The following is a 13911-nucleotide window of genomic DNA, read 5'->3' on the forward strand; positions in this document are numbered from 1 at the left end:
CTCACTCCATGCGGATGCCGGCGCGGCGGCCGACTTCGCCCCAGCGCGCGCTCTCCGCCACGATGAAGTGGCGGAATTCGGCCTGGGTACCGCCCACGGGGCGGGCGCCCTGCTCGCCATAGGCGCGCACCAGCTCCGGGTCGCGCAGAGCGCGCACGGCGGCCTCCTGCAGCAGCGCCTGGACCGGCGCGGGCACCTTCGACGAGGTGACGAGTCCGTACCAGTTGTCCGCCGTCACCGGCACGCCGGTCTCCGCCATGGTGGGCGTCCCCGGCAGCAGGGGAGGTCGCTCGCCGCTCGCCAGCGCAACTGGGCGCAGCGCGCCTCCCTGCGCCTGGGACATCATGACCGGCATGTCCGCGACCATCATCTGCGCCTGGCCGGCGATGAGGTCGCGGGGTTGGGGTGGCGCAGGCCCGGTCCCCAGCCCGTCACGGCACGGGATCCCCTGGCTCCGCGCCGAGTTCCGGCGCGAAGGCGTCGGGCAGGCCGATCTCGAAGACGTTCAGCGTCATCGCAACGAGGGTGTAGTAGCCGAGCAGCGCCACCAGCTCGACTATGCCGCGCTCGCCCAGCACCTCCACGCCGCGGCGGTAGAGGTCGTCCGGCACGCGGCGCGTGGCCATCAAGGCGGTGGAGACGTCGTAGATCGCCCGCTCCCGCTCGTCCCGCAGCACGGGCACGCGGCGCTCCGCGATGGCGGCCACCACCTCCGGGTCCATCCCGGCCTTCAGCCCCTCGCGCTTGTGGACGGTCCACTCGTAATGGGCGGTCCAGTGGCGCCCGACGATGAGGATGGCGAGCTCGGACAGGCGCGGCTCCAGCGTGGTCTGGTATCGCAGCAGCTCGCCCAGGCGCTGGCCGCGGCGCGCCAGCTCCGGGTTCCTCAGCCAGGCGATCATGGGGGCCGGCACGCGGCCGCGGATACCGGAGACGGCCTCCTGGCAGACCTCCCTCTCCTCGGGCGTGCGCTCCGCCTCGGGTGTCAGCTCGATGCGTGCCATTCTTCCTCTCCCTTCCGTCAGCGCGCGGTGCGCTCGATCGGCCCCGGGTCGCCCCCGAGGTCGCGCGTCATGGCGATGGCTTCCCGCAGCACCAGTGGCACGCAGAGCGCCTCGCTCTCCGCGGTGAAGCGGTAGAGCGGCACTGAGATGCCGACCGAGCCGGCGACGCGGCCGTCGGCATCCAGGACGGGGCACGCGATGGCGGCGATCTGGGGCAGACGCTCGCCGCGTGTGACCACGGGCAGGCTCTCGCCGCCTTCCAAAGCGATCAGGGAGCGGCCGTGAGCGCCGCGGCCAAGCGGCTGGGCCTCGCCGACATGGGCGACGTCGCGCACGAGCTGCGGGGAGTCCAGGCGGAAGACGCAGCGGCGCTGGTCGCCTTCCCGCACGAAGAAGGCCGCGCTCTCCCTGCTCTCGGCCCGCAGCCGCTCCAGCGCGGGCATGACGTGGTGCTCCAGCCGCAGGGATCGGCGGAACAGGTCCCCCAGCAGCAGCAGGGTGGATCCGAGGAGGTAGCCGCCGGAGGGCAGGCGCTTGACGAAGCCGTGCCCCTCCAGCGTCCCGAGCAGGCGCAGCGCGGTCGTGATGTTCAGTCCGGCCCGACGGGAGAGCTCCGTCAGGCCCAGCGGCCCGTCCTCCTCCCGGAAGGCGCGGAGCAGCACCAGGGCGCGGTCCACGGCCCGCACCCCGTCTCCGTTCAGGGCACTGACCGGACTGGCCGGGGGTACGGCCTGAAGGGAAGCGGGCGGTTCGGATTTCTGGGGGCGAGGGATCGCCGGGCGGGACTGTCGAGCCATGAGGGCATCCTAGACGCCCTTTTCACCCAACGGAAGATGATTGCATGTGATGGAAGTGCTGATCTAAAGCTGCGCGGACAAAGGCCAAGTGGAGGAGACTGCTGTGCGACGGCATGGAGCAAACCCGGCAGGCGGCATCGCCCTGTCACGGCGGGGACTGGGACTCGCTCTGGCCAACCTCGCCGCGGTTGGCATGGGGACTCGCTCCGCCGGAGCGCAGCAGCCGTACCCGAGCCGGCCGATCCGCGTCGTCGTGCCCTTCGTGGCCGGCGGCGGGACCGACGTCGTGGGGCGCGAGCTGGCGCAGCGCATGAGTGAGGAGCTCGGCCAGCCGCTCGTGGTGGACAACCGCGGCGGCGGGGGCACGGTCATCGGCTCCGACGCCGTCGCCAAGGCGCCACCGGACGGCTACACCCTGCTCCTCACCACCTCGGCGCTGGCGATCAACGCCTCTCTCGTGCGCGATCTCCCGTACAACACCGAGAGGGCCATCACCGAGGTCGGGCTGATCTGCCGCGGGCCCAACGTGATCGTGGTGAAGCCCGACAGCCCGTTGCGGACCGTGGCCGACATCGTGCGCGCCGCGAAGGCAAGTCCGGGCGGCCTGACCTACGGTTCCTCAGGCAACGGCTCGGCCGTGCACCTGGCGGCGGAGCTGTTCAAGCTGACGGCCGGGGTGGACATCACCCACGTGCCCTACCGCGGCGCCGGGCCGGCCTATACCGACCTGCTGGGCGGGCGGCTGGACATGGTTTTCGCGACGGCGGGCGGGGTGGCCAGCCTCGTCAAGCAGGGGCAGCTGCGGGCCGTCGCCGTCACCTCGGCCGGACGCACCCCCGCCTATGACGGCGTGCCGGCGGTGGCCGAGACCCTGCCGGGCTACGAGGCGGATGTCTGGTACGCCGTCTTCGCGCCCGCGGGCACGCCGGCGCCGGTGGTGGCGCGGCTGAACGCGGCGATGCGCAAAGCGACCGAGGTGCCCGCCTACCGCGACCGGCTGGCGGGCGAGGGGCTGACCGTGGCGGTGAACAGCCCGGAGGAGATGACACGCTTCATGCGCGCCGAGGAGGCGCGCTGGCGGCGGGTGGTGACAGACGGGAAGCTGACGCCGGATTGAGGCGCGGTCCGAGGGGGAGAATGAGCATGGCCGGAAGGCTCGAAAGCAAGGTCGCGATCGTCGTCGGCGCAGGGCAGCAGCCCGGCGAGACGATCGGCAACGGGCGCGCGGTGGCGGAGCGCTTCGCGGAAGAGGGCGCGACGCTGCTGCTGGTGGACATTAACGAGGAATGGGCGGAGGCCACGCGCGCGGCGGTGGAGCGTCACGGCCGCCCTGCCTCCATTCTGCGGGCCGACATCACCCAGGAGGAGGACTGCGCCGCAATCGCCCGGACCTGCGTGGAGCGCTACGGCCGCATCGACGTGCTGCACAACAATGTCGGCCGTTCCAAGGGCGACCGGAAGACGGCCGAGATGGATGCCGGCATGTGGGACGCCATCATGGCCATGAACCTCAAGGGCATGTTCATGACCTGCAAGCACGTCCTGCCGCAGATGGTCGCGCAGAAGTCGGGCTGCATCGTCAACATCTCCTCCACCTCCTCCCTCTCCGCGCGGCCGACGGTGACCTACAAGACCAGCAAGGCCGGGGTGAACGCGCTGACCCAGCACATCGCGACGGAGAATGCCCGCCACGGCATCCGCGCCAACGTGATCCTGCCCGGGTTGATCGACACGCCCATGGCGATCGAGCGCCGCGCGCAGGAGCGGGGCGTATCGCGCGAGGTCGTCCGGGCCGAGCGTGAGGCGCTGGTGCCGATGGGCCGCATGGGCACGGCCTGGGACGTGGCCAACGCCGCGGTGTTCCTGGCCTCCGACGAGGCTGGTTACATCACCGGCGTGATCCTGCCCGTTGATGGCGGATTGCTCGAGAAGCGAGGCTGAACAGGGGCGGTGGGACGACGAGTGCGCTCCCGCCGCCCCACTCAGTGGGCATCGGCATGATCGGTCAGACGCAGCCTGCCTCTGAGAGCCGTGGAGAGGTTGTTCAGCGTCTCGTCGCGGATCCCCACCTTTTTCGGAATGCCTTCCCTAGCTCCCTTCCCCCGCAGGTTATCCTCAACGGATTGGATGGTGGACGTGGTGATTTGCCCTTCGGCCTCTATCGCCGCGATCATGCGGCTCAGGAGGGCGACCTCCATCCGCCCGCCTGCCGCAGGCGCCCGGGGGGGCACCTACGTAAGCGTGTGAAGAAGCGCTGAATCGAGACCCTGCCCAAAGCCGATCTGTGCATTTGGTCGGAAGCACGAAAACGACGTGAGGGTGAGGTGCCGATCGGCGCTGATCGGGACCTCACCTGGTGATCAACCTTCGTGACGGGATCAGTGATCTACAGTGGGTTGTCCCTTCCAGCGGCCACAGTGGCCGGCAGGCGTTGATGGCCGCCGGCCCGCCATGAGAGGGCCGCTCCCCAGGATGGTGGCCGTGCACTGGAGGAGTGAACGGGTCCTTCTTCCCTCCCCTGGGCCGGCAAGGGCCGAAATCAGGGACGGCGGCGCTGGGTGGCGGCGTAGCGGGCCATGAAGGTGCCGCCGCGCTCCGGGGCGGGCAGGTCGCGGCTGGCAGTCCAGGCGCCGGCCAGCGGCAGGCGGCGGAAGCGGCCGGTGCCGCGACCCAGCAGGGCGAGCGTGCCCATGGCGAGGCGGGTGGCCGCGCGGTACAGGGCGGGGCGCCGGGCGAACCAGGCCCAGACCCCGAGGCCGCGCCTGGCGGTGGAGGGGGTGAGGTGGCGCTCGAACTCCCTCTCCCGCCAGTTCCGCAGCATCTTCGGCAGGGGGATTTTCACGGGGCAGACGCTCTCGCACCGGCCGCAGAGGGAGGAGGCGTTGGGAAGGTTCGCCGACTTCTCGAGGCCGACGAGGGCGGGGGTGAGGACGCTGCCCATGGGGCCGGGATAGACCCAGCCATAGGCGTGACCGCCGGCGGCGTTGTAGACCGGGCAATGATTGATACAGGCGGCGCAGCGGATGCAGCGGAGCATCTCGTGGAAGTCCGTGCCGAGCATGTTGGACCGGCCGTTGTCGATCAGCACCACATGGTACGCCTCCGGCCCGTCGAGATCGGGCGCGCGCCGGGGACCAGTGGAGAAGGTGGTGTAAACCGAGAGGTCCTGGCCCGTGGCGGAGCGGGCGAGGAGGCGCAGCAGGGTGCTGCAATCCTCCAGCGTCGGCACCACCTTCTCGATGCTGGCGAGGGCGATGTGCACGCGCGGCAGGGTCTGCGTCAGGTCGCCATTGCCCTCGTTCGTGACGATGACGCTGGTGCCGGTCTCCGCGATCAGGAAGTTGGCGCCGGTGATGCCGACATCCGCCTGCACGAAGCGCTCGCGCAGGGTCTGCCGGGCCTCGGCCATGATGTCGCGCCGGTCGTGGAACACGCGATCCGCCGGCAGGTCCTTGTGGGCGGCCCGGAAGCGGGACTCCCAGTCCTCCCGGTTCAGGTGGAAGGCGGGGGCGATGATGTGGCTGGGCGGCTCGTTCACCAGCTGCAGGATGTACTCGCCAAGATCGGTCTCGACGGGGGTGATCCCGTTCGCTTCCAGATGCTCGTTCAGCCCGATCTCCTCCGAGATCATGGACTTGCCCTTGGTCACGGTGCGCGCATCCGCATCCCGGCAGATTCCCAGCACCGTCGCGCGCGCCTCCGCGGCGTCTCGGCACCAGTGAACCTTGCCGCCATTGGCCACGACCTTCGCCTCGAAGGCCTCCAGGTAGTGGTCCAAGTTGGCGAGGGTATGATTCTTGATGTCGCGCCCGATGTCGCGCAGCGCCTCGAACTCCGGCAGCGCGGCCGTGGCCTGGGCGCGCTTGGAATGGAAGCCGCTGCCGCCGCGGCGCAGCGCCTTCTGCAGGTTCGCATCCGCTAGGGCACGGGCGGCGCGGCGCTTGAAGTCGGGGGAGGTGAGCGCGACCATGTCAGCACCATAGGGCAGAATGGGGCCGGGCAGGAACGGGTGAAGCATTCCCGGGGTGTTTCTGGGGCTGCGGTCCGTGGCCAGGGAGAGGAAGAAGGAATTCTTCCTCTCCCCGGACCCCTCACCATCATCTTCTTTTAGGAGTCGGTCTCTCTCGGCTGATGGTGCGCCTCGGGTCGATGACCCGAGGCGACTGCAAGGGCAGGAGGAGGCCGTCAGGCCGAGACACCGTCCCAGGACGGCGTGGCGGCAGCCGGGTGGGGGTCCAGGGGCCTCAGGCCCTTGGCGGGGGTTCCAGGGGGCGGCGCCCCCTGGTCCCGGACCTGTCAGGCCTGCTTCAACTCGATCAGCGAGCGGCGGATTTTCCGGCCCCGGCGGATGCGGTCCTCGATGAAGCCGGCCTCGCCCCAGCGGATGGCGCGGCCGAAGGCCTGGGCGTCCTCTGTCAGGCGGGCCAGCATCTCCAGCACGGCCTCGCGGTTGTTGAGGAAGATGTCGCGCCACATGTCCACGTCGCTGGCCGCGATGCGGGTGAAGTCGCGGAAGCCGGAGGCGGCGAAGCGCAGCACGGCCTCCCGCGTCTCCTGCGCCAGGTCGTCGGCGGTGCCGCAGATGGTGAAGGCGATGAGGTGCGGCAGGTGGGAGACGACGGCCACCACCTTGTCGTGCGTCGCCGCGTCCATCGTCTCGATCATGGAGCCGGCGCGCTCCCACAGGGCGCGCAGCTTCGCCACCGCCTCGGGATCGGTGCCAGGGGGCGGGGTGAGGATGCACCAGCGGCCCTGGAACAGTTCCGCGAAGCCCGCGTCCGGGCCGGAATGCTCCGTGCCGGCCATGGGGTGGGCGGGGACGAGGTGGACGCCTTCGGGCAGCAGCGGCAGCAGGTCCCGCAGCACGCTTCCCTTGGTGGAACCCACGTCGGAGAGGATGCAGCCCGGCGCGAGGTGCGGGGCGATGTGCGCCATCACCCCGGCATAGGCGCCGACGGGCACGCAGAGGATCACGCCGTCGCAGCCCTGCACGGCCTTCGCCGCGTCGGGCTCCACGATGTCCGCGATGCCGAGCGCCTGCACGCGCTCCAGCGTGTGCTCGCTGCGGGCGGTAGCCACCAGCTCCCCCGCGATGTCGTCCCGCGCCCGCGCCACGCGCAGGATGGAGGAGCCGACGAGGCCGGGGCCGATGACGCAGAGGCGCCGGAAGAGCGGGGCCTCAGCCATGCCGGAAGTCGGCCAGGGCGTCGAGCACCATCCCGCACTCCTCGGCGGTGCCGATGGTGATGCGGAGGCAGGAGGGCAGGCCGTAGACGGTGACGCCGCGCACGATCAGCCCGCGGGAGCGCAGGTGGGCGTCGGCCGCCTTGCCCGCTTCCGGGCTGCCGAAATCCACCAGCAGGAAGTTGGCGTGGCTGGGGTGGACCTTCAGGCCGAGCTTCGTCAGCCCTTCCGTCATCTTCGCCACCCACTCCCTGTTGTGGGCCACGTTCTTCTCGACCCAGCCCGGCTCGGACAGCGCGGCGATCCCGGCGGCCTGGGCGGTAGAGGAGACGTTGAAGGGGGAGCGGACGCGGTTCAGCACGTCGATCACCGCCGGCGGGCCGTAAAGCCAGCCCAGCCGCATGCCGCCGAGGCCCCAGACCTTGGAGAAGGTGCGCGTCATCACCGTGTTGGTGCCGGCATCCACCAGCTTCGCGCCGGCGTTGTAATCGGGATCGGTGACGTACTCGGCGTAGGCGCTGTCGAGGACGAGGAGGATGTCCTCGCGCAGCCCGGCGCGCAGCCGGTCCACCTCCGCCTGCGGCAGCAGGGCGCCGGTGGGGTTGTTCGGGTTCGCGAGGATCACCAGGCGGGTGCGCGGGCCGCAGGCGGCGATGATGCCGTCGATGTCGGCCTGCAGGTCCTTCTCCGGCACCTTCAGCACGTTGCAGCCGGCCCAGCGCCCGGTCAGCTCGTACATGAGGAAGCCGTGGGCGGACATGACGATCTCCGTCCCCTCGCCGCCGTAGGCGAGGATGAGGAGGGCGAGCAACTCATCCGAGCCGTTGCCGACGACGATGCGGTTCGGATCGAGGCCATGATGCTTGCCGATCGCCTCGCGGATCGCGGTGGCGCCGCCATCCGGGTAGCGGTTCGCCTCCTTCGCGGCCTCGGCGATCGCGGCCACGGCGGCCGGCGGCGGTCCGAAGGGGCCCTCGTTGGAGGAGAGCTTCACGATCCGGTTCACGCCCGGGACCTTCGACTCGCCGCCGACATAGGGCTCGACCGAGAGGATGGAGGGGCGGGGCATCACGGGCATGGCAGTCGGCCTTCGGAAGCGTTCGGGGCGGGAAGCGTTCGGGGCGAGAAGCGTTCAGGGCGTCTCGGTTGCGGGCTCGTCCAGCGACGGCTCGGCGAAGCCGCCGATCGGGTGCGGGCGCAGCGCGGAGAGGGCGGCCAGCCGCGGATCGCCGGGCTGGATCAGCCCCTCCACCTCCGCCAGGCCGCGCATGCCGTCGGCCGAGAGGATGAGCCGCTGCGGCGGCAGGCCGGCGGCGCCGAGCGCGGAGACAAGGGCCCCGCGCGAGGTGTTCGGCGCGCGCTCCAGCCGGATCAGGCCGCGATCCCTCGGCGTGGCGTCGGCCGCGAAGGCGGCGACGACGAGGGCGCTCGGCAGGGTCTGGCCGGGGCGGAGCAGGAAGGGCAGGGCGGCCACCACCTGCAGCCGCGGCGCCTCCACGCTCGCCCACCAGGCATCCGCCAGCGGTTCGCCATCGGCCGGGGAAGGAAGGATGGCCACCGTCGCCTCGCCCGCCGAGAGGGCGGCGAGCACACGGGACGGGGTGGCGTGAATCCGCAGCGGCGTGTCCAGCCCGAAATGGCCGAGCGCCAACGGCTCCGTCCCGCCGAGCGCCGCAACCGAGAAGGCGGATTGCTGCCGCAGCGAGGTGGCGATCACCTCCCGCCACAGCCGGGCCACGGCGGCGCGCGGCATCGGCCCGCGGTGGCGGCCGAGCAGGCGGCGCAGGATCATCGCCTCCCGCCCCGGCCGGAAGCTGGCGCCGCTCGCCTTCATGCCGTTGGCCGCCAGCGAGGCGGAGAGGCCGGCGCGGCGCATGAGCAGGTCGTGCAGCTGGTCGTCGATCGCGTCGAACTCGGCCCGGGCGGCGGCCAGGGCCTCCGGCTGCACGGCGGCGGGATCGGTCAGGGCTGAGTCGGGCATGGGGCAGGGTGGGTCTAGCGCCCTTGTCCCCCTGCGCCAAGGCGCTTGGCCTCGGTGCCACCAAGCCCTTCGCGCTGATCCTGTGCGGCCGGTCTGTCCCGGGGAGAGGAAGAAGGAATTCTTCCTCTCCCCGGACCCCTCTCCATCATCTTCTTCTAGGCTTTGGGAATACCCTGCTGACGGTGCGCCTCGGGTCCATGACCCGAGGCGACTGCAAGGGCAGGAAGAGGCCCGTCACGCGGAAACCCCATCTCAGGACGGCGCGGCGGCAGCCAGCTGGGGGTCCAGGGGCCTCAGGCCCTTGGCGGGGGTTCCAGGGGGCGGCGCCCCCTGGCTCCGGACCTGTCAGGACCGGGGAACGATGGGCTCCTCCCACCCGATCGCCCGGCGCAGGAAGGCGGCGCCGAGGGCGGCGAAGGTGGCGACCTCGCTGTTGTCCTTGCCGTAGCCGTGGCCGCCCGCGGCCGGTTCGTGCAGCAGGGCGGGGTAGCCGAGGGACTGGAGCTTGGCCGCCATCTTGCGGGCATGGCCGGGGTGGACGCGGTCGTCGCGGCGGGTGGTGGCGATGAGGATTGGCGGGTAGGGGCAACCGGGTTCCGCCGTGTGGTAGGCGGACATGTGCTGGAGAAAGGCCCAGTCCGCCGGCGCGTCCGGGTCGCCGTACTCCGCGATCCAGCTCGCCCCGGCCAGGAGCTTCGTGTAGCGGCGCATGTCGATCAGCGGGATGGTGCAGAACAGGGCGCCGAAGCGTTCCGGGTAGCGCGTGAGCATGTTGGCGATGAGGAGGCCGCCGTTGGAGCCGCCTTCGGCCGCGATGCGGCCGGGGGTGGTGACGCCGCGGCGGACGAGGTCTGCGGCGACGGCGGCGAAGTCGTCGTGGGAGAGGCGCTTGCCCTCGCGCCGGCCGGCCTCGTGCCAGCGGGTGCCGAATTCCCCGCCGCCGCGGATGTTGGCGATGACGGTCGTGCCGCCCTTCTCCAGCCAGAGCTTGCCCGTCATGCCCTGGTAGTGGGGCAGGCGGGAGATGCGGAAGCCGCCGTAGCCGGAGAGGTGGATGGGGGCGTCGCCCGTCTCGGTTACGGGGCCGGTCTGGACGTAGGGGATGCGCTCGCCGTCCGTGGAGACGGCCTCGTGGCGGGTGACGACGAGGCCGGAGGCGTCGAAGACGGGGGAGGAGCGGCGCAGGACCTCCGGGGTGGCAAGGGCGGTGCTCGTGAGGAGGAGGGTGGCGGGGGTGACCGGGTCCTCCACCTGGGCCAGGAGGGTGCCGTCGGATTCCTCCGCCTCGCTGTCGAGCGGCCAGAGGCTGGCGACGCCGGTCGCCGGCAGGTCCAGCCGGGCGCCGGACCACTCGCCCTCGCCGGGGGTGAAGACCGTGAACTCCGGCCGCAGCTCGTCGAGGACGGAGACGACCAGCCGGCCGTCGCACCAGAAGAAGCCCTGGAGGGCGCGGCGCTCGCCGGGGGTGAAGAGCGTGGTGAAGTCCCGGCTGCCGGAGAGGATGGCGTCGAGACCGATGCCCAGCAGCGTGTCCGGGGCGTGGGTGGTGCCCACCACCGTCCAGGGCGTGCGGGGCTGGGCGGCGAGCCAGCCGCGCTGCCAGCGGTAGTCCATGTCCGTGGGCAGGTCGATGCGCTGCTTCGGGCCGCCGCGGTCCCCAAGATGGATGGCGGTGTCGTAGAAGCCGATCTGGTCGATGAAGAGGAGCCGGCCGGTATCGTGGTCCAGCCCGCCCCAGGCGCCCATGTGGTCCTCGGGAACCGAGAAGAGGACGGGGGCGGCAGCAGGGTCCGTGCCGCGGGACCAGAGGCGGACGGTGCGGGAATAGCCCGAGGTGGTGGCCATGCCATCCCCGTAGGCCGCGGCGAGGAGGAGAGTATCGCGGTCCAGCCAGTCCACGCTGCCCTTGCACTCCGGCAGGGCGAAGCCGCCCTCGACGAAGCGCAGGCTCTCCAGGCTGAACTCGCGCAGCACCACGGCGTCGCCGCCGCCGCGGGAGAGGCGGAGCATCGCGACGTCATGGGTGCCGGGGAGGGTGGCGGCGCCGTGCCAGACCCAGTCCTCCCCCTCCTCCCGCGCCAGGGCATCGATGTCCAGCAGCACCTGCCATTCCGGCTGCGGCTGGCGGTAGCTCTCCAGCGAGGTGCGCCGCCACAGGCCGCGCGGCTGGGCGGCGTCCGTCCAGAAGTTATAGAGCCAGGCGCCCCGCCGGGTGACGTGGGGGAGCTTGTCCGGACGGTCCAGCGCCGCGCGCACGGCGTCCCGGTCCGCTTCGAAGCGCGCATCGGCCAGGCGGGCGAGGGTGGCGGCGTTCTGCCCGGCCACCCAGGCGAGGGCGCGCTCGCCCTCCACCTCCTCGAGCCAGAGCCAGGGATCGTCGTCCGGGGCGGCAGGGGTGGGGCGGGGGTCGGGAAGGGTGGTCATCGCCCCCGGCATACACCTGTACAGGGTTAGGGGCACGGGGCCGGGGGGCAGGGATGGGATGTCGGGTATCGGGCGTTCAGGAGCGTGCCAGGAGGCGATCGGGGCGCATCAGCCGTTCCAGGCACGGGCGATCATGGCGAGCGCCAGGCCCGCCAGCGCCAGGCCGGCCGCCTTGTTCATCACGCCGAGGACCCGGGCGGTCATCCGGCCCCGGAGCAGAGAGATGCCGCCGCTGAGCGCGCACCACCAGGCGAGCGAGCCGATGAAGATGCCGGCGACCAGGAGCGGCGCGCGGGTGACCGTGCCGGGGCCGAGCAGCGCCGGCACCATGGCGGCGAAGAGGACCGGCGTGGTCGGGTTGAGGAAGCCGAAGCAGACGGCGCCGCAGTAGGAGGAGACGAGGGTCGGCGGCGCCTCCGCCCGCGTGGCCAGCACCGTGCGCCGGCGGAGGACCCGGACGGCGAACCAGAGCAGGACCAGCCCGGAGAGGAAGGGCACGAACGCGGCGTTGAGCCATTCCCGCGCGAGCCCGACGCCGCCCGCGATGGCCAGGGCGCCGTAGGCGAGGTGAACGGTGGCCACGCCGAAGCCGGTGGCGAGCCCGCGCGTGATGCCCGCGGCGAGGGTGCGCTCGATGCAGAGCACGGCGGCCGGCCCGATCGGCGCCGCGATGGAGAGGCCGACGCTGGCGCCCAGCAGCAGGGCGGTCATCGGGGCGGTTATCGTGGCGCTCATCAGGGCGCCCGTCCCCGGCAACCTTCCCGGAAGGTGGCGCTGGAGGCTGGCCCGGATGTGCGGCCGCAGGCCGCGAGGATCCCGGCTGGTCCGGTCATGTCCGCCTCCCAAGAGCAATGGAGAGAAGACCTGTTCCGGATTCAAATTATTCCTGACTGACAACTTCCTCCATGCATTTCGTTGCAAGGCGGCGCGGACGCCGGGGCGTCCGCCCTTCGGCCATGCCAGCCCCGGCCGCGCCGGCCCGTTCCGCGAGGGGGCGGATCCCGGCCCGCGGGCTGTGCCCTCCGGCGATCCGCCCTATCGCCAGTTGCCGGCGAACTCGGCCAACTCCCGGGCATTGAGGTCCGAGACGGCCCATAGGGTCATGCCGCCCTGGGACCAGCGGAGGAAGTTGTAACCCTCTCGGCTGCCGGAGGCGGCGGCCCCGTCCTCCTCCGGCAGGGTCGGCCAGACGAAGAGATTGATGACGTGTTCCCGCCGCTTGTAGACGAGCGCCGCCGCGGGGCTGCCCGGCAGGGCATCGACCCGCGCGCCGAGGAGCGGGAAGCCCTGCGGGGCCAGGTCCCGGACGGGGGGAGAGAAGGGGAGCCGCCCGGCGAACCAAGGCTTTACCGTGTGCTGCTCGGCCGAGACGACGTCGAGGAGGTGCTGCGGCTGGAGGGCCCGGACATGGGCGGCCACCACCCAGTCCGGCATCCCGTGCGATGGCCCTTCCCCGGCCGGCAGCAGGGCCAGGAGGAGCAGGCCGGCCGCGAGGGCGGGGCCGGCGCCGAGCACCCAGCGGCGCAGCGGGGGCCGCCGCGGCGGGGACCGGCCGGCGATCCTGTTCCGCACGGCCTCCCGCAGGTGGTCGGGCGCGCGGTGGCGGGGTATCTCCCGGTGCAGCGCGCCCGAGAGGGCCAGGAGCTGGCGCTGGAACCGCGCGCAGTCCGGGCAGGTCTCCAGGTGGGCGGCGACGCGGGCGGCCTCGGCGGCCTGCAGCTCGCCATCCACGTCCGCCTGCACCAGCAGGCTCATCTCGTGGCAGGGATGGGGCTGGGGGTCGGGTTGAGGATCAGGGCTCATCGGCGGTCCTCTCCCCCGCGATCGGGGCGCCCGCGATCAGGGCGCGCCGGGCCCGCCAAAGGCGCGACATCACCGTGCCGATCGGCACGCCGGTGACCCCGGCGATCTCCTTGTAGGAGAGTTCCTCCAGCTCCCGCAGGACGAGGCATTCCCGCAGCTCCACGGGCAGGGCAGCCAGGGCCTTCTCCAGCCGCGCGGCGTCGTCCTGGCGGGCCAGCGCGGCCTCCGGGCCGGCGGCGGGATCCGGCAGGTTCGCCACCGCCTCGCCGTCCAGCGCCTCGCCTCCGGCGCCCTCCGCCCGCCGGCGCGCGGCCAGCATGGTGTAGGCGGTGTTGCGGACAATGCGCAGGAGCCAGGCGCGCCCGTCCTCTCCGCGGAAGGATTCCTGGTAGTTCAGGCCCCGGAGCACCGCCTCCTGCACAACATCCTCCGCCAGATGGGGATCGCGCACCAGCCAGCGAGCCAGGCTGTATGCGGCATCCAGATGCGTGAGAACCACCTCGTCGAAGCCCGGCCTCGGCGCGGGCCCTGCCGGTCCGGAGGCCGGCCGGACGCGCCAACTCATGCCGTGGCCCCGCGGAAGGGGCGGGGCCGCGCGGGGCCGGAAGGCTGGGTCAGCCCGGTCCGCCCCGCCGCGCGGACCGATGACTGCGGCCCTGGGGACCGGAGGGGGCAGGCTGCCGGCATCGTGCCTCCTGATCGGGTCGTTTCAGCGGAC

The 13911-nt window shown here is 72.1% G+C and carries 14 protein-coding genes; 2 read left to right on the forward strand and 12 right to left on the reverse strand.

From position 1 onward, the window contains the following. Nucleotide 1: 1 nt before the first annotated feature. The 3 genes from VQH23_RS08770 to VQH23_RS08780 are packed head-to-tail and all read right to left on the reverse strand — an operon-like array spanning nucleotide 2 to nucleotide 1681. Nucleotides 2-445, reverse strand: coding sequence for a tripartite tricarboxylate transporter substrate-binding protein (locus VQH23_RS08770; RefSeq protein WP_338666077.1), 444 nt, complete (start codon nucleotides 443-445; stop codon nucleotides 2-4). Then, nucleotides 432-1004 carry a carboxymuconolactone decarboxylase family protein gene (locus VQH23_RS08775; protein ID WP_338665253.1) on the reverse strand — a complete coding sequence of 191 codons (573 nt, stop codon included), beginning with the start codon at nucleotides 1002-1004 and terminating at the stop codon, nucleotides 432-434. The genes VQH23_RS08770 and VQH23_RS08775 overlap by 14 nt, the downstream gene beginning before the upstream one ends. A 17-nt stretch (nucleotides 1005-1021) precedes the next feature. Next, complete coding sequence (locus VQH23_RS08780; RefSeq protein WP_338665254.1) at nucleotides 1022-1681, reverse strand: helix-turn-helix domain-containing protein; 660 nt, start codon at nucleotides 1679-1681, stop codon at nucleotides 1022-1024. Nucleotides 1682-1994: 313 nt separating this feature from the next. On the opposite strand from VQH23_RS08780, the gene VQH23_RS08785 reads away from it, so the two are divergent. Together VQH23_RS08785 and VQH23_RS08790 are read left to right on the forward strand one after the other, a co-directional pair. Next, nucleotides 1995-2918: a tripartite tricarboxylate transporter substrate binding protein gene (locus VQH23_RS08785; protein ID WP_338665255.1), complete on the forward strand. Its 924-nt coding sequence runs from the start codon at nucleotides 1995-1997 to the stop codon at nucleotides 2916-2918. Between the two features lie 26 nt (nucleotides 2919-2944). Next, a complete protein-coding gene (locus VQH23_RS08790) occupies nucleotides 2945-3742 on the forward strand; it encodes an SDR family NAD(P)-dependent oxidoreductase (RefSeq protein ID WP_338665256.1) in 798 nt (265 codons plus the stop codon). Between the two features lie 41 nt (nucleotides 3743-3783). On the opposite strand, the gene VQH23_RS08795 is transcribed toward VQH23_RS08790, so the two are convergent. From VQH23_RS08795 to VQH23_RS08835, 9 genes are all read right to left on the reverse strand, one after another. Further along, entirely contained in the window at nucleotides 3784-3999 is a 216-nt protein-coding gene (locus VQH23_RS08795) for a hypothetical protein (RefSeq protein ID WP_338665257.1), read from the reverse strand. A gap of 341 nt (nucleotides 4000-4340) precedes the next feature. Next, entirely contained in the window at nucleotides 4341-5771 is a 1431-nt protein-coding gene (locus VQH23_RS08800) for a LutB/LldF family L-lactate oxidation iron-sulfur protein (protein ID WP_338666078.1), read from the reverse strand. 326 nt (nucleotides 5772-6097) lie between these two features. Next, nucleotides 6098-6988: a prephenate/arogenate dehydrogenase family protein gene (locus VQH23_RS08805; protein WP_338665258.1), complete on the reverse strand. Its 891-nt coding sequence runs from the start codon at nucleotides 6986-6988 to the stop codon at nucleotides 6098-6100. Beyond that, nucleotides 6981-8063: a histidinol-phosphate transaminase gene (gene hisC, locus VQH23_RS08810; protein ID WP_338665259.1), complete on the reverse strand. Its 1083-nt coding sequence runs from the start codon at nucleotides 8061-8063 to the stop codon at nucleotides 6981-6983. Before hisC ends, VQH23_RS08805 begins: the two co-directional genes overlap by 8 nt. Before the next feature lie 54 nt (nucleotides 8064-8117). Further along, on the reverse strand, nucleotides 8118-8966 hold the full coding sequence (locus tag VQH23_RS08815; RefSeq protein ID WP_338665260.1) for a chorismate mutase: 849 nt from the start codon (nucleotides 8964-8966) through the stop codon (nucleotides 8118-8120). A 345-nt stretch (nucleotides 8967-9311) separates the two neighbouring features. Next, nucleotides 9312-11390 (reverse strand): prolyl oligopeptidase family serine peptidase, encoded by a 2079-nt coding sequence (locus VQH23_RS08820; RefSeq protein ID WP_338665261.1) that lies wholly within the window; start codon nucleotides 11388-11390, stop codon nucleotides 9312-9314. Between the two features lie 108 nt (nucleotides 11391-11498). Continuing rightward, a complete protein-coding gene (locus tag VQH23_RS08825; RefSeq protein ID WP_338665262.1) occupies nucleotides 11499-12125 on the reverse strand; it encodes a LysE family transporter in 627 nt (208 codons plus the stop codon). Nucleotides 12126-12425: 300 nt separating this feature from the next. Then, complete coding sequence (locus VQH23_RS08830) at nucleotides 12426-13193, reverse strand: zf-HC2 domain-containing protein (protein WP_338665263.1); 768 nt, start codon at nucleotides 13191-13193, stop codon at nucleotides 12426-12428. Then, a complete protein-coding gene (locus tag VQH23_RS08835; RefSeq protein ID WP_338665264.1) occupies nucleotides 13183-13758 on the reverse strand; it encodes a sigma-70 family RNA polymerase sigma factor in 576 nt (191 codons plus the stop codon). The genes VQH23_RS08830 and VQH23_RS08835 overlap by 11 nt, the downstream gene beginning before the upstream one ends. Nucleotides 13759-13911: the final 153 nt, after the last annotated feature.

This window comes from Pararoseomonas sp. SCSIO 73927 (genome assembly GCF_037040815.1).
GTDB lineage: Bacteria > Pseudomonadota > Alphaproteobacteria > Acetobacterales > Acetobacteraceae > Roseomonas.

Bases quoted from the DNA above. Each gene is read 5' to 3' on its own strand.
- VQH23_RS08775 (WP_338665253.1), bottom strand. From the start codon at position 1,004: ATGGCACGCATCGAGCTGACACCCGAGGCGGAGCGCACGCCCGAGGAG.
- VQH23_RS08785 (WP_338665255.1), top strand. From the start codon at position 1,995: ATGGGGACTCGCTCCGCCGGAGCGCAGCAGCCGTACCCGAGCCGGCCG.
- VQH23_RS08790 (WP_338665256.1), top strand. From the start codon at position 2,945: ATGGCCGGAAGGCTCGAAAGCAAGGTCGCGATCGTCGTCGGCGCAGGG.
- VQH23_RS08795 (WP_338665257.1), bottom strand. From the start codon at position 3,999: ATGGAGGTCGCCCTCCTGAGCCGCATGATCGCGGCGATAGAGGCCGAA.
- VQH23_RS08800 (WP_338666078.1), bottom strand. From the start codon at position 5,771: ATGGTCGCGCTCACCTCCCCCGACTTCAAGCGCCGCGCCGCCCGTGCC.
- VQH23_RS08805 (WP_338665258.1), bottom strand. From the start codon at position 6,988: ATGGCTGAGGCCCCGCTCTTCCGGCGCCTCTGCGTCATCGGCCCCGGC.
- hisC (WP_338665259.1), bottom strand. From the start codon at position 8,063: ATGCCCGTGATGCCCCGCCCCTCCATCCTCTCGGTCGAGCCCTATGTC.
- VQH23_RS08815 (WP_338665260.1), bottom strand. From the start codon at position 8,966: ATGCCCGACTCAGCCCTGACCGATCCCGCCGCCGTGCAGCCGGAGGCC.
- VQH23_RS08820 (WP_338665261.1), bottom strand. From the start codon at position 11,390: ATGACCACCCTTCCCGACCCCCGCCCCACCCCTGCCGCCCCGGACGAC.
- VQH23_RS08825 (WP_338665262.1), bottom strand. From the start codon at position 12,125: ATGAGCGCCACGATAACCGCCCCGATGACCGCCCTGCTGCTGGGCGCC.
- VQH23_RS08830 (WP_338665263.1), bottom strand. From the start codon at position 13,193: ATGAGCCCTGATCCTCAACCCGACCCCCAGCCCCATCCCTGCCACGAG.
- VQH23_RS08835 (WP_338665264.1), bottom strand. From the start codon at position 13,758: ATGAGTTGGCGCGTCCGGCCGGCCTCCGGACCGGCAGGGCCCGCGCCG.